General features: G+C 73.2%; 18 protein-coding genes. 8 read left to right on the top strand and 10 right to left on the bottom strand.

What is annotated here, in order from left to right; translation table 11 throughout:
• The first annotated feature begins 2 nt into the window (after positions 1 to 2).
• On the top strand, positions 3 to 701 hold the full coding sequence (locus DNK53_RS16845; protein WP_110183468.1) for a sulfotransferase domain-containing protein: 699 nt from the start codon (positions 3 to 5) through the stop codon (positions 699 to 701).
• Positions 702 to 761: 60 nt separating this feature from the next.
• On the opposite strand, the gene DNK53_RS18430 is transcribed toward DNK53_RS16845, so the two are convergent.
• The 4 genes from DNK53_RS18430 to pepN form a co-directional block, all read right to left on the bottom strand.
• Positions 762 to 3,833, bottom strand: a complete 3,072-nt coding sequence (locus DNK53_RS18430) for an AAA family ATPase (protein WP_110183467.1) — start codon at positions 3,831 to 3,833, stop codon at positions 762 to 764.
• Positions 3,833 to 5,011 carry an exonuclease SbcCD subunit D gene (locus DNK53_RS16835; protein WP_110183466.1) on the bottom strand — a complete coding sequence of 393 codons (1,179 nt, stop codon included), beginning with the start codon at positions 5,009 to 5,011 and terminating at the stop codon, positions 3,833 to 3,835. The genes DNK53_RS18430 and DNK53_RS16835 overlap by 1 nt, the downstream gene beginning before the upstream one ends.
• 62 nt (positions 5,012 to 5,073) lie before the next feature.
• The gene (locus DNK53_RS16830) at positions 5,074 to 6,030 is read right to left on the bottom strand and encodes a formate dehydrogenase accessory sulfurtransferase FdhD (RefSeq protein ID WP_110183465.1); all 957 of its coding nucleotides are present in this window, start codon (positions 6,028 to 6,030) and stop codon (positions 5,074 to 5,076) included.
• Positions 6,031 to 6,040: 10 nt separating this feature from the next.
• Positions 6,041 to 8,512 (bottom strand): aminopeptidase N, encoded by a 2,472-nt coding sequence (gene pepN, locus DNK53_RS16825; protein ID WP_110183464.1) that lies wholly within the window; start codon positions 8,510 to 8,512, stop codon positions 6,041 to 6,043.
• Between the two features lie 55 nt (positions 8,513 to 8,567).
• Between pepN and DNK53_RS16820 the strand changes: the two genes are divergently transcribed.
• Positions 8,568 to 9,026, top strand: a complete 459-nt coding sequence (locus DNK53_RS16820; RefSeq protein WP_110183463.1) for an OsmC family protein — start codon at positions 8,568 to 8,570, stop codon at positions 9,024 to 9,026.
• A gap of 21 nt (positions 9,027 to 9,047) precedes the next feature.
• Here the strand turns inward: DNK53_RS16820 and DNK53_RS16815 are convergent, their stop codons facing one another.
• The 3 genes from DNK53_RS16815 to DNK53_RS16805 all read right to left on the bottom strand — a co-directional run bounded on the left by DNK53_RS16815 (position 9,048) and on the right by DNK53_RS16805 (position 13,716).
• Positions 9,048 to 9,752, bottom strand: a complete 705-nt coding sequence (locus DNK53_RS16815; protein WP_110183462.1) for a peptidylprolyl isomerase — start codon at positions 9,750 to 9,752, stop codon at positions 9,048 to 9,050.
• Between the two features lie 21 nt (positions 9,753 to 9,773).
• Entirely contained in the window at positions 9,774 to 10,901 is a 1,128-nt protein-coding gene (locus DNK53_RS16810; protein ID WP_110183461.1) for a matrixin family metalloprotease, read from the bottom strand.
• A 424-nt stretch (positions 10,902 to 11,325) separates the two neighbouring features.
• On the bottom strand, positions 11,326 to 13,716 hold the full coding sequence (locus tag DNK53_RS16805; protein WP_110183460.1) for an ATP-binding cassette domain-containing protein: 2,391 nt from the start codon (positions 13,714 to 13,716) through the stop codon (positions 11,326 to 11,328).
• 101 nt (positions 13,717 to 13,817) lie between these two features.
• Here DNK53_RS16805 and DNK53_RS16800 point away from each other — a divergent pair, with 101 nt between their 5' ends.
• Positions 13,818 to 14,285 carry a VanZ family protein gene (locus DNK53_RS16800; protein WP_110183459.1) on the top strand — a complete coding sequence of 156 codons (468 nt, stop codon included), beginning with the start codon at positions 13,818 to 13,820 and terminating at the stop codon, positions 14,283 to 14,285.
• Between the two features lie 33 nt (positions 14,286 to 14,318).
• On the opposite strand, the gene DNK53_RS16795 is transcribed toward DNK53_RS16800, so the two are convergent.
• A complete protein-coding gene (locus DNK53_RS16795; protein ID WP_110183458.1) occupies positions 14,319 to 16,040 on the bottom strand; it encodes an alkaline phosphatase D family protein in 1,722 nt (573 codons plus the stop codon).
• 76 nt (positions 16,041 to 16,116) lie between these two features.
• On the opposite strand from DNK53_RS16795, the gene DNK53_RS16790 reads away from it, so the two are divergent.
• The 5 genes from DNK53_RS16790 to DNK53_RS16770 all read left to right on the top strand — a co-directional run bounded on the left by DNK53_RS16790 (position 16,117) and on the right by DNK53_RS16770 (position 21,310).
• Positions 16,117 to 16,956: an LppM family (lipo)protein gene (locus DNK53_RS16790; protein WP_110183457.1), complete on the top strand. Its 840-nt coding sequence runs from the start codon at positions 16,117 to 16,119 to the stop codon at positions 16,954 to 16,956.
• 14 nt (positions 16,957 to 16,970) lie between these two features.
• Positions 16,971 to 18,494, top strand: coding sequence for a helix-turn-helix domain-containing protein (locus DNK53_RS16785; RefSeq protein ID WP_110183456.1), 1,524 nt, complete (start codon positions 16,971 to 16,973; stop codon positions 18,492 to 18,494).
• 62 nt (positions 18,495 to 18,556) lie between these two features.
• Positions 18,557 to 19,345: a glycerophosphodiester phosphodiesterase family protein gene (locus tag DNK53_RS16780; protein ID WP_239456609.1), complete on the top strand. Its 789-nt coding sequence runs from the start codon at positions 18,557 to 18,559 to the stop codon at positions 19,343 to 19,345.
• The gene (locus tag DNK53_RS16775) at positions 19,346 to 20,734 is read left to right on the top strand and encodes an MFS transporter (RefSeq protein ID WP_110183455.1); all 1,389 of its coding nucleotides are present in this window, start codon (positions 19,346 to 19,348) and stop codon (positions 20,732 to 20,734) included. It abuts the gene before it with no gap.
• Between the two features lie 189 nt (positions 20,735 to 20,923).
• The gene (locus DNK53_RS16770) at positions 20,924 to 21,310 is read left to right on the top strand and encodes an RNA polymerase-binding protein RbpA (RefSeq protein ID WP_110183454.1); all 387 of its coding nucleotides are present in this window, start codon (positions 20,924 to 20,926) and stop codon (positions 21,308 to 21,310) included.
• A 15-nt stretch (positions 21,311 to 21,325) separates the two neighbouring features.
• Here DNK53_RS16770 and DNK53_RS16765 read toward each other — a convergent pair whose 3' ends face one another.
• Complete coding sequence (locus DNK53_RS16765; RefSeq protein WP_110183453.1) at positions 21,326 to 21,784, bottom strand: FxsA family protein; 459 nt, start codon at positions 21,782 to 21,784, stop codon at positions 21,326 to 21,328.
• Positions 21,785 to 21,791: 7 nt separating this feature from the next.
• Positions 21,792 to 22,520, bottom strand: a complete 729-nt coding sequence (locus tag DNK53_RS16760; protein ID WP_239456624.1) for a polyprenol monophosphomannose synthase — start codon at positions 22,518 to 22,520, stop codon at positions 21,792 to 21,794.
• Positions 22,521 to 22,534 lie beyond the last annotated feature (14 nt).

Below are 22,534 nucleotides of genomic sequence, written 5' to 3'. Positions count from 1 at the left end.
CCATGACCGCACCGGCATGGCTCGGGATCGGGGCCCAGAGGTCCGGGACGACGTGGCTCACCGACCTGTTGTGCCAGCACCCCGAGGTGGGGCTCGGGGTGAACGGCAAGAAGGAGCAGCACCTGCTCCACAAGGTGGGTGACGGCGTCGAGCCGGAGCGGGCCTACACCGAGCTCTTCCCGCCGGGTCCGGTGGCCCGGGGGGAGTGGACCCCGCAGTACCTGCGGCACGCCACCGCGCCGGCGACGGCCGCCCGGCTGCTCGGCGCGGACGCGCCGGTGCTGGCTGTCCTGCGCGACCCCGTGGAGCGCTTCCTGTCGGCGATGCGGCTGGCGGCCACACGGGCGAAGTCCCCCTGGCCCTACCCGGTGCCGATCACGGTGCAGGCGTTCAGCGGCTTCTACGCCGACCAGCTGGCCATGTGGGCCCACGCGGTGGGCCGGGAGCGGATGGTGGTGATGGTCTACGAGCAGGTGCGTCGGGATCCCCAGTCCGCGGTCGACCTGGTGTGGGCGCGGCTCGGCCGCGGTCCCGTGCCGCTGCGCGACGTGGACCGGCCCTCGCGGTCGAGCAGCCACGCGGAGTGGACGCCGCCGGCGGGCCTCGTCGACTCCCTGCGGGTGCTCTACCGGCCGCAGGTCGACCGGCTCGCCGGGGAGTGGGAGCTGGACCTCTCCGACTGGACGACGACCCGCTCCTGAGGTTCGGGTCCCGGCCCGCTGGTGCCGGAGTTCTTTGTCGAGCCCGAGCCCGAGCCCGGGTCAGAGCCCCGCCGTCGACAGCGTCGACCCCGTGCGCGTCTTGTGCACGCGCAGCTGGGCCGGGATCCGCTCCCTCATCTCGGTCACGTGGCTGACCACTCCCACCACGCGGCCGCGGTCGCGCAGCGCGTCGAGGGTGTCCAGCACGTCGTCGAGCGTGTCGGCGTCGAGGGAGCCGAACCCCTCGTCCACGAAGAGGGTGTCGAGGTCGGCGCCGCCGGCCTCCTCGGTGATGACGTCGGCCAGGCCGAGCGCCAGGGCGAGCGAGACGACGAAGGTCTCACCCCCCGACAAGGTCGCCGGGTCCCGGGACTCGCCCGACCAGTCGTCGCGGACAAGCAGGCCGAGGCCGCCACGCGTCTCCCGGTTGACCCGATCCCCGGTGTGCTCGAGGGTGTAGCGCTGGTCGCTCATCCGGGCCAGTCGCGTGTTGGCCGCCGCGACGACCTGGGAGAGCCGGTAGGCGAGCACGTAGGCCGACAGCCGCATCTGAAACCGGTTGTCGGTCGACTTGCCCTCGACGAAGGCGGCGAGGTCGGAGACCGTGCGGTGCTCCTCGCGCAGCGGACGCCAGGCAGCCAGGAGACGGTCGAGGTCGTCGACCAGCAGGGCCAGGCGGTCAGCCCGTCCGTGCAGGGCCTCGTGGCGGCTGCGCAGGTCCGACAGGCGCGAGCTCGCCTCGGCGTGCCGGGCCTCGAGGGCCGGGAGGTCGGGGGCGGCGTCGTCTGCGAGGGCCGCCACCTCCGGCTCCTCCAGGACAGCACGGCACCGCGTCTCCTCGTCGCGGTGGCGGTCGACCTCCGCCCTGAGACGGGCCCGCGCGTCGGCCGGGCGGTGCGCGGCCAGCGCCTCCGCGGCCCCCGGGAAGTCGTGCTCGGCGAGGCACCTTGCCAGGGCCCGCTCGTGCTCGGCGGCCCGGACGCCGGCGTCGGCCGCCTCGTGCTCGGCCGCTCGGGTCCGCTCGACGAGCGCCTCGAGCTCGCGGAGGTGGGCGAGCGCCTCCGACACGGACGAGAGCGTCGTGCCTGCCAGGACGGCGTCCCGGCCCGCCCGGGCGGAGTCGAGCTCGCGCCCTGTCGTCGTGCGTCGCTCCTCCAGGGCAGCGAGCCGGGTGACGGCGGCCCGGACCTCGCCGCGCGCCTGCTCGAGCCGCGCCTCGAGGTCGGCCAGACCGGCCTCGAGGTCGGCGGCCCTCGACCTGGCCTCCTCGGCCTCGGCCAACGCCGCCTCGGCAGCCCGCAGGCCGGCGGCGAGCCGCACCCCGTCGTCGTGCCCTGCGGTGGCCCGCGCGACCTCGAGCGCGGTCCGCAGCTGCTGCACCCGCTCGTCGTGGACGTGCTGGGTGGCCTTGGCGTCGTCGACCCGGCGCAGGGCGAGGCGTTCGGCCTCGGCGTCGGGGGCCCCCGGGGAGGGGCTGGCCGGGCTCGGGTGTTGGCACGAGCCGCACACCGGGCAGGAACCGCCGACCGCCAGGGCACCGGCGATCTCCGCCGCCATGCCCTGCAGCCGGGCCTCGCGCAGGTCCAGCCACTCCTCGGTGAGCGTCTGGGTGAGCGCCACGCACTCCCTGCGCTCCTCCTGGGCGTCGGCGAGCTGCTCGGCGAGGTGACCGGCCCGGGCGTGGGCTGCGACCCGCTCCCGCGCGGCCAGGACGTCGGCCGTGCGCATCGGCACCGCCTCCGCCGACGCCGCGCTGGAGGCGAGGGCGGCGCGCAGCCGCTCCAGCCGGCGCGGCAGCTCCTCGGTCCGGCTCTCGAGCTCGTCCCGGGTCGCGCGCGCCGCGGAGAGCTGGCGCTCGTCCTCGACGAGCTGGTCCGCGAGGGCGAGCACGCGCTCGTCCAGCGGCAGCAGGGCCGTGACCTCGGTGACCCTGGCCCGCACCGCACAGGCGATGCCGTCGACAGCCGTGGCGGGGGACGGGGGCATGCCGTCAGCGGGGTGGTCCTCCTGCGAGGGCAGGGCTCCCGGGAGGTCGAGGAGCGTCGGGATCGGGGGCCGGCGGAGGGCAGCAGCGAGCTCGTCGGCGAGCGCGGTGCGTCTGACGCGGGCGGCGGCGGCGTCCCAGGTGGCACGCTCGGCGACGCGGGCGAGGGGCACCACCGGGGCGGCCCGCTCGGCGGCCCGGAGCTCGGCGGCGCGGGTCGCGTGCTGGGCGTGCTCCTCCCGTTGCCGGTCCAGGACCCGCAGGGCCTCCGCACGCCGACGCACGAGCTCGGCCGTGCGGGTGGCGGACTCCAGCGCCCTCCGGGCGGACTCCTCGACCCTCTCGGCTGCCGGGAGCAGGACTCCGCAGTCGGCGGCGGCCGTGGCGGCGTCGTCACGCAGCGCGGCCGCCCAGGCCTGGACGGAGCCGTCCGCCACCGGACCCTCGACGGAGTCGAGCGCCCACTCGGGTGGCAGGCCGCTGCCGGCGGCCTCGGACAGACGGGTGAGCTGCCCCACGACCTCGTCGTGCCGCCGCCGGGAACGGCGGTGGAGCTCGACCCTGCGGTCCCGGAGCCAGCCCTCGACGCGGGCGAAGCGACCGGTGTGGAAGAGCTGCTGCAGGACGGCCTGGCGCTCGTCGGCACGCGCTCGCAGGAAGGCCTGGAAACCGCCCTGGGGCAGCATGGCGACCTGGCAGAACTGCGGCATCGTCATCCCGACCAGCCCGATGACCAGGGCGGCGACCTCGTCGATCCGGGACGAGAGCAGGACCTCCTCGCCGTCCAGCAGCTCGGTCAGGGTGACGGTCGCCTGCTGCTGGGTCGTCCCCTCACCTCGCTTCTTGGGTCGGCGCCAGGCGGGGGAGCGGACGACCCGGAAGCGTCGACCGGCGAGGGTCGCCTCGAGCGCCACGCGCGGGGCGACGCCGGCGGGTGCCTGGTCGGACCGGAGCCGCTTGGCCACGTTGCGGTCACCGGGCACGTCGCCGTACAGGGCGAAGCAGACCGCGTCGAGGACGCTGGTCTTGCCCGCCCCCGTGGGCCCCGTGAGGAGGAACAGGCCCGAGGCGCTGAGCGCGTCGAAGTCCACCTCCTCGGTCCCCGCGAAGGGGCCGAACGCCGTGACCGAGAGGTGGTGCAGCCGCATCAGCCCTCCTGCCCGGCACCGACGAGGGTGTCGGCGCAGTCGTCACGGTCGTCGCGGGACGCCTCGCAGGCATCGCGCAGGAGCAGCGACTCCTCCTCGCGGGCGGGCTCGCCGCGCACCTCGGCGACGAACGCCAGGGCGATCTCGTGGTCGGTCAGGCCGGTCGGCCGCGCCTGCGGGGTCGACCCGCCCGCTGACGGGTCGGAGGCGAAGCCGATCACCAGGGTGTGGGGGAACCGCTGGCGCAGCTGGTCCATGGCGCGGAGCGGCCGGACCGGGTCGGTGAGGGTGGCCTGGACCCACGAGCCCTCGTGCTGCTCGAGCGCCGGGTCGGCCAGCAGGTCGGCGAGCGCACCGGTGAGCCGGACCAGCGGGCGGGGCACGGGGGAGGCGAGGAACTCGGAGGACGACACGCCGTCGGCGCCCAGGTCGACGAGCCAGCAGCCCTTCACGTGGTCGGCCTCGGAGAACGAGTAGGCCAGCGGTGAGCCGCTGTAGCGCACCGACGCGCTGAGCTGCTGGGCGCCGTGCAGGTGGCCGAGGGCGGTGTAGTCGATGCCGTCGAAGAGCTCGGCCGAGACCATCGAGACACCGCCGACCGCGATGTCGCGCTCGGAGTCGGACGGGGCGCAGCCGGCGACGAACGCGTGCGCCAGCACGACCGAGCGTGAGGACGCGGGACGGGTGGCGAGGTCGGCCCGGACCCGGCCCATCGCCGCGGCCAGCGCCGCCTCGTGGCTGCGCCGGGGCAGCGACCAGGGGCCACGAAGGGCCTCGGGGTCGAGGTAGGGGATGCCGTAGACGAGCACCGGTCCGTGCTCGTCGTCGAGCTCGACGGGGGTGCCGACCCCGTTGGCGTCGGTGCGCACGTGGACGCCGGCGGCGTCCATCAGCCGCGACCCGAACCCCAGGCGCAGCGCCGAGTCGTGGTTGCCGCTGGTCACCACGACGCGGGCCCGGGAGCGGGCCAGGCGGGCGAAGGCGTCGTCGGCCACCCGGACGGCGTCGACGTGCGGGAGGGCCCGGTCGTAGACGTCCCCCGCCACCACGACGAGGTCGACCTCCCGGGACTCCACGACCTCGAGCAGGTGGTCGACGAAGGCGGCCTGGTGCTCGAGCATCCCTTCCCGGTGGAAGGAACGTCCGAGATGCCAGTCGGAGGTGTGGAGGATGCGCACGGGAAGAACCTAGGACGGCGCGCCGACACTTCTCGGCACCCACGCCGCGGCCGGAGGTCCCGTCAGGCGTAGCGGACGGTGCGGTCGGGGCGGGTGAACCCGTAGAGGGCCAGACCGGCCCGGCGGGCGAGGTCGACCGAGAGGCTGGTGGGGGCGCCGACGGAGACCAGGGCCCCGGTCCCGACGGCCACGGCCTTCTGCACGAGCTCGAAGCCGGCCCGTCCGCTCACCACCAGCACGGCGGCCGCGGCCGAATCGCCCGCCAGCAGCCGGGCGCCGGTGACCTTGTCGACGGCGTTGTGGCGGCCGACGTCCTCGCGGACCGCCAAGCAGTCGCCGTCCGCGGTGAAGAGGCCGGCCGCGTGCGAGCCGCCCGTGCGGTCGAAGAGCGGCTGGCGCGCGCGCAGCAGGGCGGGGAGGCGCCGGACCGTGGCGGGGGAGGGGAGGGGACCCTCCCACCGCGCCCCCTGGGGAGCCGCCAGCGCGCGCTCGAGGCTCTCCTTGCCGCAGACGCCGCAGGCCGAGCTGGCGAGCCCGGGGCGCAGGTGCCCGTGCCCGGGAAGGACGGCCGGGGGTCCGGCGAGGGTCACCGTGACGACGTTGAACTCCTGCTCCCGCGTGAGCGCGCGGTCCGTGCAGTAGGCGACCCGCTCCAGGACGCCGTCACCGCCGTCACCGCCGTCACCGCCGGCCTGCGCCTCGCCGAGGATCCCCTCGTGCCGCGCCCAGCCCACGGCCAGCTCGAAGTCGTGGCCGGGCGTCCGCATCGTCAGCCACGCCCGCTCCGGCGAGCGGCCCGGCCAACCCAGCCGGAGCTCGAGCGGCTCCTCCGTCACCAGGCGGTCCTCGTGCCGGCGGGCCTCGTCACCGGCACCGGCATCGGCACCAGCACCGTCAGCGGTCCCGGGCCCGGCGTGGCCGCCCGCGTCGGTCGCGGGCTCGGGCTGCTGCTGCAGCTCGGTGACCCGGGTGCGGACGCTGGGGCCCGGACGCCGGGGCAGCCCGCCGGTGGCCGTCATCGCGGGCCCCTCACCGTCCGCCGAAGGCGCGGCGCACGGCGATCCGGCGGCCGAGCTCGTCGACCAGGTCGACGAGGTTGCGTCGCACCGTGAGGTCGAGGGTGTCCGAGCCTGCGAGCGCCTCGGCCCGCTCGCACCAGGCGGGGGAGAGGTGGGTGAGCGGGAAGAAGGAGCGCACCGCCGTGCCCAGCACCCATCCGGCGTGCGCCTCGGGCAGGGCGGGCAGGGCGTCGAGGAACCGGTCGGCGTACGCCTCCGTCAGCGCCTCCTGGCCCACCCGCCACATGCCGAGCCCGGCGGCCTCCAGCTCGTAGTTGGCCACGTCGGCCGCGCCGGTGAACCGCTCCCAGGCCCACGCCTTCGCCGCCTCGGTGGGCAGGGAGGCGCGAGCCCGTGAGTGCTCCACGCGGGCCCGCGCGGAGGGTTCCTCGGCGAGGGCGGCGTCGAGCTCGGCCTCTTCCAGGGCGCCGAGCGTCGCGAGCCTGACCAGCACCGCCCACCGGAGGTCGACGTCGACCTCCACCCCCTCGGGCACGTCGGCGGCGAGCCAGGCGCGCAGCTGTTCGGGCTCGGTGGCCGTCGCCACCTGGGACTGGAAGGCGGCGAGCTGCAGGGTGCTGCCCGGCGGGGCCGTGGCGACCCGGCGCGCCATGGCCGCGTGGATCCGGGCGGCCGCCTCCTCGGGCGCACGGCCGAGGCCCGCGCCGCGGCTGATCGCCCACGGCATCGTGTACTGCAGCGCGTCGTCGTTGTCCTCGTGCGGCATCGCGGCCTCGACCAGGTCGACGACCAGGGCCGGGTCGAGGAGGGCCTGGTGGAAGGTGCTGCGCACCGCGTTCCAGACGCCGGCGCGCAGCCGGGCGTCGTCGACCCGCGGCAGCAGCGTGGGCAGGGCGGCCACGGCGGCCGGGTCCAGGAGGGTGGCGGCCCACGTCTCCTCGAAGGGGTCGAGCACCACCGCGGCCGTGGACCCAGGACGCGGGGCGAGCCCGGGCGGCAGCGGGGTCACGTCACCCTCGGTCGTGAGGGCGTGGACGTGCGTGCCGTCCTCGTCGAGGACGGCGAGGCTGAGGGTGTGGCTGCGGTCCGCGGGACGGCCGGCCGGAGGGGTACGACGCAGGGTCCACCCGGCGTCGACCTGCAGCGTGTCGGGCCCGGCGGTCCGCAGCCAGGCGCCGGTGAAGTCGGAGAGGTCGCCGGCGCCCGCGCGCTCCCACGAGGCGAAGAGGTCGTGCATGGTGGCGTTGCCGAAGCGGTGGGACTCGAAGTGGTCGACCACGCCGCGGAAGAAGACGTCGTCGCCGAGCCGGGCGTTGAGCTGCTTGAGGATGCTCGAGCCCTTGGCGTAGGAGATCCCGTCGAAGTCCTGCAGCGCGGCGGTCGCGTCGACCGCGCCGTTGCCGGCAACGGGGTGGGTGCTCGGCCGCTGGTCGGCGACCAGGCCCCACTGGCGCCGGGCGTAGGCGACGTGGGTCCAGGCGTCGTCGTACTCGGTCACGTCGGCGGTGACCCGGTTGCCCATGTACTCCGCGAAGGACTCGTTGAGCCACAGGTCGTCCCACCAGGTCGGGGTCGTGAGGTTGCCGAACCACTGGTGCGCCATCTCGTGGGCCACCGTGGTGGCGCGCTGGATCCGTTGCCCGCGGGTGACCTTGCTGGAGAAGACCAGCGGGTCGCGGAAGGTGACGCATCCCGGGTTCTCCATCGCGCCGGCGTTGAACTCCGGGACGAAGGCCTGGTGGTAGGCGCCGAACGGGTAGCGGATGCCGAAGAGCCGGTGGAGCTCGTCGAAGCTGGCCCGGGTCAGGCCGAAGAGCTCGTCGGCGTCCTTCTCCAGGTCGGCAGCGAGGCTCTGCCGGGCGCTGAGGCCGAGCGGGATCCCGTCGTGCTCGTCGGTGAGCAGGTGGTAGGGGCCCGCGACCAGGGTGACGAAGTAGGTCGAGAGCGGGGGAGTGGTGGCCAGCTCCCACCGGCCGGGCTCCACCTCCTCCGCGGCACCGTTGCCGAAGACCTTCCAGTCGGTCGGCGTGGTGACGTGCAGGGTGTACGGCGCCTTGAGGTCAGGCTGGTCGAAGCAGGCGAAGATGCTCGGGGCGGCGTCCATGAAGGACATGCCGTAGACGTAGCGCCGGCCGTCGGCGGGGTCCACGGAGTGGTGCAGGCCCTCGCCGTCGCGACGGAACGCCATCACGGCCTCGACGACCAGCTCGTGGCGGCCGGAGGCGACCTCGAGGGGGTAGCGCCCCCGGTCCAGGGCCTCGACCGGCAGCGGTTCGCCGTCGAGGGTGAGGGACGCGAGGTGGCGCGGCTTGAGGTCGAGGAACGTCCTGCCGCCGCGGCTCTCGAAGAGGATCCGGGTGCGGGAGGTGAAGGTCTCCTCGTCGGCGCTCAGGTCGAGGGTCACGTCGTACGACGTCACGTCGAGCAGGTCGCGTCGGCGCTCGGCCTCGACGCGCTGCAGGCTCTGGTGCGGGGTGCTCACCCGGTCGAGCGTAGCCGTGGGGGTGCGGCGTCCACCCGGTTCCTATGCTCGGGGCATGACCGAGCCCTCGCACGAGACCAGCACCTCCCGGGACCCGCACCGGTCCGTCACGCTGACCCGGATCGGCGAACGCCGGTTCCGTGCCGACAACGGCCGCGGCGGCGAGACCTTCATGGGGGCCGGCGGGCTCGATCCCGACTTCACGCCGGTCGAGCTGCTGCTCGCGGCGATCGCCGGCTGCAGCGCCGTCGACGTGGACCTCATCACCGGTCGGCGCTCGCCCGCGACGTCCTTCGACGTGACCTGCGAGGCGGAGAAGGTCCGCGACGAGGACGGCAACCACCTCCGTGACCTGCGCGTCACCTTCGACATCGTCTTCCCCGACGACGAGGCGGGACGCAGCGCCCGCGCCGTCCTCGAGTCCGCGATCCGGCAGTCGCGGGACAGGCTGTGCACCGTCAGCCGGACCGTGGCGCTGGGCACCCCCGTGGAGTTCCGGCAGGCCGCCGACTGACGGCCACGGGGGAGCGGGTGCTCAGTCGAGGGTGACCGAGTCGAGGGTGACCGGCTCGGCGGGGGGTCCGTCACCCGCCCCCGAGTCGGTGCCGCGGGCGGCGACCTCGCGGACCACGTCGAGCCCCGCCTCGTCGACCCGGCCGAAGACCGCGTAGGCCGGGGGGAGCTGGGTGTCCTCGTGGACGATGAAGAACTGCGAGCCGCCGGAGTCGGGCGCGCCGGTGTTGGCCATGGCGAGGACACCGGCCGGGTAGCCGTCCCGTGCGGTCCCGAGCTCGTCGGGCACCGTGTAGCCGGGGCCACCGGTGCCGGTTCCGGTCGGGTCGCCGCACTGCAGGACGAAGATCCCCTCGGTGGTCAGGCGGTGGCACTCGGTGTCGTCGAAGTACCCCTGCTCGGCCAGGGAGACGAAGCTCTGCACGGTGCAGGGGGTGCCGTCGGCGTCGAGGACCGCTTTCACCTCGCCGGCGCTGGTGGCCAAGGTGACCGCCACCTCGCCCGACACCTCGGGTGACGCGGGCGGGGGAGTCACCTCCCGGGACGGCTCGCTGCCGTCGGTGGGGTAGGTGCACGCACCCGCCGCGTCGGGGGACGCCGAGGCGGAGGCGTCCGAGGGCGTGGGGCCCTCCTGCGCGGACTGCCCCTCCTCGCCGCAGGAGGCGAGGAGGGGCAGCAGCAGGACGACGGTGGCCAGGGACAGGCGGGTGCGCGTCAGCTCGGGCATGCGCCCGATGCTAGGGGGCCGTCAGGGAAGGGCGACCAGGAGCCCCGCGTCGGCGGGGGAGATCATGTCGGCGCCGCGACGCCGGATCGTCTTCACGCAGCCCTTCTGCTTGCCGATGGTGCGCATGCCGGTGAGGTCGCCGGCGCCGTAGATGTAGGGACCCTCGACGCCCGTGGCCATGATCTGCGTCGGGTCGTCGACGTGCCCGAGGCCGACGACGTGGCCCAGCTCGTGGAGCAGGACGTCGTAGGCCTTCATGTAGGGCCAGCCGCCGGGGGTGGTGGCGTCGAAGGTGGTGCCGCCCTTGGTGATCTTGCCGAGCCGCCCCTTGCGGTCGCGGCCCCAGACGGCGTCCTGCACGCCGCCCCAGGCGTGGGCGCCGGAGAAGTCGAGGGTGGTCTGCTCGGGCAGCGCCCAGGAGACCACGAGGTCGGTGTCGCGCTCCCACTTCCCGGTGCCGGGACGGCCGCGGTAGATGGCCTCGGTGTAGCCCTTGAACTTGAACCGGAGGCCGGAGGCTCCGCTCATCGCGCCGAACGCGCGGTGGATGGCCTCCTCGGTCCCGGCGGGGGCCTGGGCGACGTTGACCCGGTAGCTGATCGTCTGGCAGGGGTTCCACCGCAGTCGGTTGGCGGGGTTGAGGTAGCTCCAGCTGTCGGGGCTGCCGGCCGGCACGAAGTCGGGGACGACCTGGAAGCGCTGGGTCTTGGACTTGGCGCCCGGGCTGCGCTTCTTCTTCTTGGTGAGCACCCGCGACTTCATCGAGTAGAGCCAGTCGCTCGGCACCTGCAGGGCGAACTCGCCCTTCTTGTTGGTCTTGGTCGACTGGACCTTCTTCCAGCCGTCGGCGTGCTTCATCTGGAGCACGACCTTGCGCTTGAGCCGGCCCTTGTCCTTCACCTTGCCGGTGACGGCGGCGAGCCCACCGATCTGCACCGAGCTGGCGCTCCAGGTGGCGCGGACCTTCGTCCGGTTCTTGCGCTTCTTCTTGGGCCGGGCCGCGACCGGGCGGTCGGCGGACGCCGCCCCGCCGCCGGTGGCCGACGTGGAGGGGACGGGGGCACGTTCGGCGCTGGCAGCCGAGCCGGCGACCGTGGCGGGCGCGAGAAGCCCGACCATCAGGGCGAACGAGGTGAGGACGTGACGCACGGATTGACTCCCGGGACGACGTGGACGTGGAGGCACCATGAGAACACACCGGGCGGGCGTCCCGACGACGTCACGGGGGCGTGCCGGGTCCTGCGGGCGAAAAGCTGTGGCGGTCGGCTCGTTCCGCTGGTGGACTGGTCCCGCCGGACGTCGGGTCTGCTGCACGAGTGAGGGGGGAGCCGTGACCGGCTACGACGTGCTCGCCGAGGTCTACGAGTTGCTGATCTCGGACGCGAAGCTCCCCGGCCGAGTTCGCTGCGTCGTTCGACGACGTTGCGCTGGGACGAGCACCACATGCAGATCGCGATCGCGGAGGTCGGGCCGGCCGGCGTCGACTCCACGCACCGGTAGTGAATGACATAATGTAGATTATCGGCACATTGGACAGGCCGGGCGAGAGGGGTCGGCCGGGTGCGGCGCGACCTCAGGCGCCGACGTACGCCGCCAGGTGCTCGCCGGTGAGCGTCGAGCGCTGCGCCACCAGGTCGGCGGGCGTGCCCTCGAAGACCACCCGACCGCCGTCGTGGCCGGCGCCCGGGCCGAGGTCGATGATCCAGTCGGCGTGGGCCATCACGGCCTGGTGGTGCTCGATGACGATCACCGAGCGTCCGGCGTCGACCAGCCTGTCCAGCAGGCCCAACAGGTTCTCCACGTCGGCCAGGTGCAGCCCCGTGGTGGGCTCGTCGAGGACGTAGACGTCGCCCTTGTCCGCCATCTGGGTGGCCAGCTTGAGCCGCTGTCGCTCTCCCCCCGACAGGGTGGTGAGGGGTTGCCCCAACCTGACATAACCCAGGCCCACGTCCTGCAGCCGCTCGAGGATCCGGTGGGCGGCGGGCACCTGGGAGTCCCCGGCGGCGAAGAACTCCAGCGCCTCGGCGACCGACATCGCCAGGACGTCGGCGATGTTGCGGTCGCCCAGCGTGTACTCCAGCACCGCCGCCTGGAACCTGCGGCCCTCGCACTCCTCGCAGGTCGTGGCGACGGTCTCCATCACGCCGAGCTCGGTGAAGACCACTCCCGCGCCCTTGCAGGTCGAGCAGGCGCCCTCCGAGTTGGCGCTGAAGAGCGCCGGCTTCACGCCGTTCTCCTTCGCGAAGGCCTTGCGGATCGGCTCCAGAAGCCCCGTGTAAGTCGCGGGGTTGCTGCGCCGGGAGCCCTTGATCGCCCCTTGGTCGATGACCACGACGCCCTCCCGCGGGGCGATCGACCCCTGCACGAGCGAGCTCTTGCCGGAGCCCGCCACGCCGGTCAGCACGCAGAGCACGCCGAGCGGCACGTCGACGTCGACCCCCTGCAGGTTGTGCGTGGTCGCGTCGCGCACCTCGAGGGCGCCGGTGGGCTCGCGCACCTCGTCCTTGAGGGACGCGCGGTCGTCGAGGTGGCGACCGGTGACCGTGTCGCTCGCCCGCAGGTCGTCGACCGTGCCCTCGAAGCAGATCGTGCCGCCGCCCTCCCCCGCGCCGGGCCCGAGGTCGACGACGTGGTCGGCGATCGCGATGGACTCGGGCTTGTGCTCGACGACGAGGACGGTGTTGCCCTTGTCGCGCAGCTGCAGCAGGAGCTGGTTCATCCGGGCGATGTCGTGCGGGTGCAGCCCGATGGTCGGCTCGTCGAAGACGTAGGTGACGTCGGTCAGCGACGAGCCCAGGTGGCGGATCATCTTGGTCCGCTGCGCCTCCCCGCCCGACAGCGTCCCGGCCGGACGGTCGAGCGAGAGGTAGCCCAGGCCGATCTCGACGAAGGAGTCGAGCAGGTGCCGCAGGCCCTGCAGGAGCGGCGCGACCCGGGGCTCGTCCAGCTCGCCCACCCAGGCGGCGAGGTCGCTGATCTGCATGGCGGCCAGGTCGGCGATGCTCCGCCCCCGGATCAGCGAGCGGCGGGCCTGCTCGGCGAGCCTGGTCCCCTCGCACTCGGGGCAGCGCTGGAAGGTCACGGCGCGCTCGACGAAGCGCCGCACGTGCGGCTGCATCGCCTCGGGGTCCTTGCTGAGCATCGACTTCTGGATCTTCGGGATGATCCCCTCGAAGGTCAGGTTGACGCCCTCGACCTTGATCTTGGTCGGCTCGGCGAAGAGCATCGTGTCCAGCTGCTTGGCGGTGAACTTCGCGATCGGCTTGTCCATCGGGAGGCCGACGCCCTCGAAGAGCCGGCCGTACCACCCGTCCATCGAGTAGCCGGGCACCCTGAGCGCGCCGTCGGCCAGCGACAGCGTGTCGTCGTACAGGGCGGTGCGGTCGATGTCGCTGACCTGGCCCATGCCCTCGCAGCGCGGGCACATCCCGCCGAGGTAGACCGCGTCGCGGACGACCTTCTTCTCCACCCGGCCACCCTTCTCGGTGGTCATCACGCCCCCGGCGCGGCGGGTCGGGACGTTGAACGAGAAGGCCGGCGGCGGTCCGACGTACGGGTCCCCCAGCCGGCTGTAGAGGATGCGCAGCAGCGCGTGCGCGTCGGTGGCGGTGCCGACGGTGGAGCGCGGGTTGGCGCCGAGCCGCTCCTGGTCGACGATGATCGCGGTCGTGAGCCCCTCGAGGTGGTCCACGTCGGGCCGCGCGAGGGTCGGCATGAACCCCTGCACGAAGGCGCTGTAGGTCTCGTTGATCAGCCGCTGGGACTCGGCGGCGACGGTCGCGAAGACCAGGGAGCTCTTGCCCGAGCCGGAAACCCCGGTGAAGACCGTCAGCCGTCGCTTCGGGATCTCGAGGCTGACGTCGCGCAGGTTGTTCTCGCGCGCACCCGTGACCCGGATCAGGTCGTGGGCGTCGGCCGGGTGCAGGCCACCCCCGGTCGTCGCCGCCGTGCCCGTCGTGGTCATGTCGCTCGCTTCCTCGTGCCCGGCCTCGGTGCCCGTCCTGCGGGCTACGTTACTGACGGACGCCGACGTGCGGGTGTGACCGGGACCGGCAGACTGGAGGGATGTTCCACCGGCATCCCTTCCTCAGCCTGCTGACCGGCGGCTACCTCGTCTTCGTCGGCTGGCTGACGCTGACCCCCGACGCCCTCGGCGAGCGGGAGACCCGGCTGGCCAACCGGCTGCTGGACGCCCTGCACCGACGCGGGATCGCGGAGTCGGTGGACTACGCGCGGCTGGAGTTCCTCGCCAACATCGCGCTCTTCGTGCCGGTGGGGATGTTCCTCCTGCTGCTCTTCGGGGCCGGCGGCTGGTGGCTGGCGGCGGTCAGCTCGTTCCTGATGACGGCCTTCATCGAGACCGCGCAGCGCCAGATCCCCGGACGGGTGCCCGACGAGCGCGACCTGCTGGCCAACACCGTCGGCGGCCTGATCGGCATCGGCGTGGCCCTGGTGCTGGTCCTGCCCGCCACGCTGCGCCGACGCCGGCGCAGACGGGCGCGTCGCGAGGCGGCGTACGACGCCCGGACGTGAGCCCGCCCCCCACCGGGCACGTCGGCGCCGTGGTCAGCGCAGCCGGTGGTCCGCGACGGTCGCCAGCTGCGGCGCCTCGTGGACGCCGTCCACGACCCGCCCGGTGAACCACCGGAACCGGGCGTCGGCTCCCTCGAGCTCGAGGAGGGCCACGTTGTTGTCGAACCAGGGGCCCTGTGCGTAGCGCCACTCCAGCGGGGCCGGGGGCACGTGCGCGGACCGGGAGACCAGCCGGCCGAGCGGCCCGGCGACCCCGTAGGAGAGCGCGGCGGTGGCGAACCGCATGTTGCGCGAGAGCGGGTTGCGGATCGGTGAGCAGACGGCCTGCACGAACCTGCTCCGCATCCCCGTGCCGGCGTGGTCGCCCGGGACCCGCGCCTCGCTGACGTAGCTGTGGTGCACGTCGCCGGAGAGGAAGGCGACGCTGCTGGGAGCGGCGCCGCGCTCCCCGCGCGCCACCTCCACGGCCATCCGGGCCACGCGCTGGAACGAGTCCTGGAAGGCGGCCCAGTGCTCCAGGTCCACGAGCTGGCGCAGCCTCTCCCCGACGCGCCCGGCCGTCCTCCCCCACGCGCCCTGGGCGAGCGCCTCGGAGAACGCCTCGACGTGGTGCAGGCCCGGGGCGAGGAGGAACGGCACCGAGGTGCCGACCAGGAGGTGGTCCACGTCACCCCGCATCCGCCCGTCGAGCCAGGACATCTCCCCGGGGTCCAGCATCGAGCGACGGTCGGGGTCGAGGACCCGGGCGGCGCGGGAGTCGACCATGACGAGGCGGGCCAGGTCGCCGAACCGGCGGTCGAAGCTCCACCGGTAGGCCTCGGGCTGCTGGTCGACCACCGCCGCGAACGCGTCCAGCGCCTCGGAGAGGTCCAGCTCGTCGGGCCCCTCGTGGGCCCGCACGCGCGCCCACAGGGGGTCCTCGAGGCGCTCCGCGGGCGAGAGGTTGCCCAGGTGCTGGTGCACCCAGTACGACGACAGGGCGGCGACGATCCGCCCGTGCCACCACTCGGTGGCCTCCATCCGGCGCCGCCAGCTCAGGGACGTGTTCCAGTCGTCCCGCACGTCGTGGTCGTCGAAGACCATGGCCGAGGGGACCGTGGACAGCAACCACCGGTTTGCGGGGTCGCCCCAGGCGAGCAGGTAGAGGTGGGCGTACTCGGCGTAGTCCTTCAGCTCCTCCCCCGGCGGCTCGTCGAGGGAGCGGCGGGCGGCGACGAAGTCGCGCATCTCGTCGGACGTCTCGTCGGCGTAGACCTGGTCGCCGAGGAAGAGCGCCAGGTCGGGCCAGCCGGGATCCCCGAGCTCCTCCTCCCCCGCCGCCGCCGGCACCAGCCCGGCGAGGCGCAACGCGTAGGCCCGGAGGGCGTCGACGCCGTGCGTGGAGTTGCCGGAGGCGTCGTGGGGCACCGAGGTCCGGCACGACCCGTAGAGCAGCCGCAGCGAGCGGCCCGTCCCGAGGGTGGCGATCACCGGCGGCGGGAACGGCGACCCCGCCTCGGGCCACGCGGCTGCACCGTTCCCCTCGTCGTCGACGAGGACCACCGAGTAGGGCTCGCACGTCCCCGGCGCCAGCCCGTCCAGGTCGACCAGGGCGTAGTGGTGGCCGTGGACGGCGAAGGTGCGGGCGCTCGCGGTGACGGCGCCACGGGCGACGGTGACGGTGGCCGCCCGGTCCGTCTCGACCCAGACCGTCGCCGTGGTCTGGTCCACGTGCCTGAGCAGGGGACCCAGGACCAGCGAGGGAGACGGAGGCATGGTGGCGATTATCACCCTCGTGGCAACTTCCGCGAGATCCACGACGACGGGGGCCCAGGGTCGCTACCTTGCCGCCATGCGCCGTCGACTCGCCCCAGCCCTGCTCACCGTGGTCGCCCTGGTCTCCCTCACCGGGTGCATCAAGCTCGACGCCGACATCGAGGTCCACGAGGACGAGACCGTCAGCGGCACCATGACCGTGGGCATGTCCAAGCAAGCCATGTCGATGATGCAGGGCATGGCCGAGAGCTTCGGCGAGTCGCTCGGCGAGGACGGCGAGGGCGGCAACGCCTCCCTCGAGGGGTTCGACGAGGAGTTCTTCGAGGCGGACGAGATCCCCGAGGGTGCCGAGGTCGAGCCCTACGAGGACGACAAGTTCGTCGGCCAGACGATGACCTTCTCCGACATCACCCTCGACGAGCTCACCACGTCCACCGCCGACGACGAGGGCGAGGAGATGCCCTGGAACCTGGTCAAGGAGGGCGACACCTTCGTCTTCGAGGGGACCATGGACCTCGCCGACGAGGAAGAGGCCAGCCAGGCGGAGGAGATGGGATTCGAGGACATGTTCGCCGAGTCGGAGATGGAGGTCTCCGTGACCTTCCCCGGCCGGGTCACCGACTCCAACGGCGAGGTCGACGGCAACACCGTCACGTGGCGGCCCGAGTTCGGCCAGGACACCCAGATGCGCGCCGAGGCGGACGCGTCCGCCTCCTTCCCCGTGTGGCCGGTCGTCGGCGGTGTCGCCGCCGTCCTGCTGCTGGGCGGCCTGGCGCTCGTCGCGCTGCGGCAGCGCCGGTCCCGGGCCCAGGACCGCCCCGCCGGCGGCTCGCCCACCGACGGCTCCCCCACCGACGGCTCCCCCACCGGCGGCACCCCGGACGGCGACGGCGACACGGCCGTATCTCATATCTGAGATACCGTGGAGGCATGACGGACTACCTCGGCCGGATCGGCAACCTGATCCGCGACGCCCGCAAGCACCGCGGCCTCACCCAGCAGCAGCTCGCAGAGACCCTCGGCACCAGCCAGAGCGCGATCAACCGCATCGAGAAGGGGCACCAGAACCTCTCCCTCGAGATGCTCGCCCGGATCGGCAGCGCCCTCGACAGCGAGATCGTGGCGGTCGGCGCCGGTCCCACCCACCTCCGGGTGACCGGCCCGACGACCCTGTCCGGCCAGATCGACGTCAAGACCTCGAAGAACGCCGGCGTCGCGCTGCTCTGCGCCTCCCTGCTCAACCGCGGCCGGACCACCCTGCGGAAGGTGGCCCGGATCGAGGAGGTCAACCGACTGCTCGAGGTCCTGGAGTCCCTGGGGGTCCAGACCCGCTGGCTCAACGACGAGAACGACCTCGAGATCGTCCCGCCGACCAGCCTCGACCTGAGCGCGATCGACGAGGAGGCCGCCCGGCGTACCCGGTCGGTCATCATGTTCCTCGGCCCCCTGCTGCACCAGGCCGCCTCCTTCGACCTCCCCTACGCGGGGGGCTGCAACCTCGGCACCCGCACGGTCGAGCCGCACATGTCGGCCCTGCGCCCCTTCGGCCTCGAGGTGAAGGCGAGCGAGGGGGCCTACCACGCGCAGGTCGACCGCGCCGTGACGCCTCGGCGACCGATCGTGCTCACCGAGCGCGGCGACACGGTCACGGAGAACGCGCTGATGGCCGCGGCCCTCCACCCCGGGACCACCGTCATCCGCAACGCGTCGTCCAACTACATGGTCCAGGACCTCTGCTTCTACCTGCGCAAGCTCGGCGTGGAGGTCGAGGGGATCGGGACCACCACGCTGACCGTCACCGGCGTCGAGCGCATCGACGTCGACGTCGACTACTCGCCGAGCGAGGACCCGATCGAGGCGATGTCGCTGCTGGCCGCCGCGATCGTCACCCGCTCGGAGATCACCATCCAGCGCGTGCCGATCGAGTTCCTCGAGATCGAGCTGGCCCTGCTGGAGGAGATGGGCTTCCAGTACTCGCGGTCCGAGGAGTACGTGGCCAACAACGGCCACACCCGGCTCGTCGACATCACCACCCACGAGTGCGAGCTGCACGCCCCGCTCGACAAGGTCCACCCAATGCCGTTCCCGGGCCTGAACATCGACAACCTGCCGTTCTTCGCCGTGATCGGCGCCGTGGCCCAGGGGCAGACGCTGCTGCACGACTGGGTCTACGAGAACCGGGCGATCTACCTCACCGAGCTCAACAAGCTCGGGGCCGACGTGAAGCTGCTCGACCCGCACCGCGTGATGATCGAGGGGCCCACCCGCTTCTCCGGGGCCGAGATCGTCTGCCCGCCGGCCCTGCGGCCGGCCGTCGTGATCCTGCTGGCGATGCTGGCCTCCAAGGGCACCTCGGTGCTCCGGTCGACCTACGTGATCCACCGCGGGTACGAGGACCTCGCCGAGCGGCTGAACACCCTCGGCGCCAACATCGAGACGTTCCGCGACATCTGACGTGCGGCCCCGGCCGGCGGCGTTCTGCCGCCGCCGGCCGGGACCTCGTGTTTACTTCCCCCGTGACGCGAGCGACGGGGGTGGCCTACCTGGACGACGGGGGCCCGGTGCTGGCGTTCGCGCACCGGGGTGGCGCCTACCACCCCGAGCTCGAAGGCCTGGAGAACACCCGCGCCGCCTTCGCCCACGCGGTCGCGCTCGGCTACCGCTACCTGGAGACCGACGTCCACGTCACCTGTGACGGCGTCCTCCTCGCCTTCCACGACGCCGTGCTGGAGCGGGTCAGTGACCGGACGGGCCCGGTGGCGCAGGCGACCTGGGAGGAGGTCCGGCAGGCGCTCGTGCACGACCGGGAGCGCATCCCGCGGATGGCCGAGCTGCTCGAGGCGTTCCCGACGGCGCGCTTCAACATCGACCTGAAGGCCGACGCCGCCGTCGGGCCGCTCGCGCGGCTGCTGGCGGAGACAGGGTCCGAGGACCGGGTGATGGTCGGCTCCTTCTCCGCGCGACGGCTGCGCGCCTTCCGGCGGCTGGCACCCCGGGTGGCCACGTCGGCGCACCCCTGGGAGGTGGTCGCCTTCAGGCTCCTGCCCAGCGCCCGCCTGGCGCGCCGCCTGGCCCCCCGCTGCCGCGCGCTGCAGGTCCCGCACGCCCGGGGCCCGCTGCGGATCGTCACCCCCGGCCTGGTCCGGCGGGCCCACGCCGCCGGGGTGCACGTCCACGTGTGGACGGTCGACGACCCCGACGAGATGGCGCAGCTGCTCGACCGGGGCGTCGACGGGCTGATGACCGACCGCACCGACATACTCAGGGACGTCCTGCGCGAGCGCGGGCTGTGGAGGGAGAGCTAGATGGCGCAGGGTTCACGAGGACTCACGTGGCCGGTGGTGGCGTGGAGCCTGTGGGACTGGGGTTCGGCCGCGTTCAACGCGGTGATCACGACCTTCGTCTTCACCGTCTACCTCACCTCCGACGACTTCGGGGACGGTGCGGCCAGCAAGCTCGGCTGGGCCATCTTCCTCGCGGGGCTGGTGGTCGTCGTGACGGCGCCGGTCAGCGGGCAGCGCGCCGACCGGTCCGGACGGCGTACCTTCTGGCTCGCGGTCAACACCGGGCTCGTCGTGCTCTGCGCCCTCGGCATGTTCTTCGTCCGCCCCTCCCCCGACTACCTGTGGCTCGGGCTGGGCCTGCTGGCCGTCGGGAACGTCTTCTTCGAGCTCGCCCAGGTGAACTACAACGCGATGCTCAACCAGATCTCGACCCCGCAGACCGTCGGCCGGATCTCCGGGCTGGGCTGGGGCCTGGGCTACATCGGGGGCATCGTCCTGCTGCTGGCGGTCTACTTCGGGCTGATCAACCCCGAGGTCGGCCTCTTCGGGATCACCTCGGAGGACGGCATGGACGTTCGTGTCTCCATGCTCGTGTGCGCGGTGTGGACCGCCCTCTTCAGCCTGCCCGTGATCCTCACGCTGCGCGACGCGCCGCGGGAGGCGAGCCGGGACGGGAACCTCGGGGCCACGGGGGCCACGGAGGCCACGGGGGCCACGGAGGCCAGGGCCGGTTTCGTGGACTCGTACCGCCACCTCTTCGGCACCATCCGCGACCTGTGGCGCGACGACCGTCGCACCGCGCGCTTCCTGCTGGCCTCCGCCGTCTTCCGCGACGGGCTGGCCGGCGTCTTCACGTTCGGCGGCGTGCTGGCGGCCGGGGCCTTCGGCTTCTCGGCGGGCGACGTGATCATCTTCGGCGTGGCTGCCAACGTCGTGGCCGGGATCGCCACCATCGCCTTCGGCGTCCTCGACGACAGCCTGGGCCCGAAGCCGGTGATCGTCCTCTCCCTGGGCGCCATGATCGTCGCCGGCAGCTGCGTGTTCCTCCTGCACGACCAGGGGACCCTCATGTTCTGGGTCTTCGGCCTCGTGCTCTGCATCTTCGTCGGGCCGGCGCAGTCCGCCTCCCGCACCTTCCTGGCCCGGCTCATCCCCGAGGGCGAGGAGGGCGAGATCTTCGGCCTCTACGCGACCACCGGTCGCGTGGCCAACGTCCTCTCCCCCGCCGCGTGGTCGCTGGCCATCACCCTGGGGGCGGCGGTCACCGGGGTGGCCGACCAGGACGACGCCATGCACTGGGGCATCCTCGGCATCCTGGCGGTCCTGGGGCTCGGGCTGGCGCTGCTGCTGCCCGTCCGCGGCGGCACGCGCGAGGACTCGGCGCTGGTCGCGGAGGTTCCCGCCGCCTGACGAGCGTGACGTGGCATGCTCATGGACGTGCCATGCCCCACATTGGGTATGCCCCGTGCATGGAATGCGGAGCGACTGGCTACGGTTGAACCCAGAACGACGGCGGCTGCCCACACCCAGGGCGGCCGGACGCCGTCCGGCAACCCGCGGACAGCGGGCCCATGGATCAAGACTTCTGGAGGTGGCTCGATGGCGGAGCGCACGTTGCGTGGCGCACGACTCGGTGGGCAGAGTTTCGAGGACGAGCGCGGGATCGAGTTCGCGGCTCGTCAGCAGGTCGGGTACCGCTGCCAGGCCGGCCACGAGTTCGAGATCACCATGTCCGACGAGGCCGACATCCCGGCCGTGTGGGAGTGCCCGCGCTGCGGCGCGGAGGCGCTGAGCACCGCCGGCATCCTCCCCGAGGAGAAGGTCGAGAAGCCCGCCCGCACCCACTGGGACATGCTCCTGGAGCGGCGTTCCGAGAAGGAGCTCGAGGAGATCCTCAAGGAGCGCCTCGAGCTGCTGCGCGGCGGCGAGATCGGCCCGGCACACCTCCACCGGGCCAACGCCAAGAAGCGCGTGCGCTCGGCCTGACGGCCTCCGGTCCCCTCAGGGATCGATGACCTCGCCCCGGACGACCGGGCCCTCGGGCCCGGCGCCGGGGCGACGTGCGTGAGGAGGCACGAGCAGCTTGCGCGCCAGGGCGCCGGTGAGGGCCCGCCGGGCGATCCCCCGGGTCCCGGGCAGGATCAGCAGCACCCCGATCGCGTCGGTGACGAACCCCGGCGTCAGCATGAGGGCACCCGCCAGCACGATCAGCGCACCGTCGGCCAGCTCGCGGTGCGGCATGCGCCCCTGCGACAGCGTCTCGGCGAGCGCCCGCCAGGCCCGGAGCCCCTCGTGCCGGATGAGCCAGCCGCCGGCGAACCCCATGACCAGCAGCAGCACGACCGTCCACCAGGCCCCGATCACCTGGCCCACCTGGATCAGCGCCCAGAGCTCCACCAGGGGCAGGGCGACGAGCAGGACGAACGGCAACCACAGCGGGACGCGACGACCGGACCTCATGCCTCCATCATGAAGCACGGTGCCTGAGGCGGCAGAGCTGGGCGCGGCGCTCGCTCAGGCCCCACACCGTGATCCGGCGCAGCGACTCGGTGGCCACCTTGCGGCTCATCTTGGAGTCGCCGCGCTCGCGCTCCACGAACTCGATCGGCACCTCGACCACGCTGAGCCCGGCACGCAGCGTGCGGTGGGTCATGTCGGTCTGGAAGACGTAGCCGGTGGACTGGACGGCGTCGAGGTCGATCGCCTCGAGCGTGGTGCGCCGGAAGAGCCGGTAGCCCGCCGTCGCGTCGCGGACGGGCATGCCCAGCAGGATCCGGGTGTAGAGGTTGCCCCCGCGCGAGAGCAGCTCGCGTCCCTTGGACCAGTTGACGATCGACCCGCCCGGGACCCAGCGGGAGCCGATCACGAGGTCGGCACCGGCGGCGAGGGCGTCGAGCAGCAGCTGGAGCTGCTCCGGCTGGTGGGAGCCGTCGGCGTCCATCTCGCCGATCACGTCGAAGCCGAGGTCGAGGGCCACGCGGAAGCCGTGGAGGTACGCCGCCCCGAGACCTGCCTTCTCCGTGCGGTGCAGCACGTGGACCCGCTCGTCCCCGGCGGCGAGCTCGTCGGCCAGCTTGCCCGTCCCGTCGGGCGAGTCGTCGTCCACGACGAGCACGTGGACCTCGGGCTGCGCCCGGAGCAGGCGCGAGACGATCCACTCGAGGTTGGCCGCCTCGTTGTAGGTCGGGACGACCATGACGGTGCGACCGG

The organism is Nocardioides solisilvae (genome assembly GCF_003194625.1).
GTDB classification, from domain to species: Bacteria; Actinomycetota; Actinomycetes; order Propionibacteriales; family Nocardioidaceae; genus Nocardioides; species Nocardioides solisilvae.
Note: the sequence above shows the minus strand (reverse complement) of the source record. Positions and strands in the feature narration are given on the sequence as shown.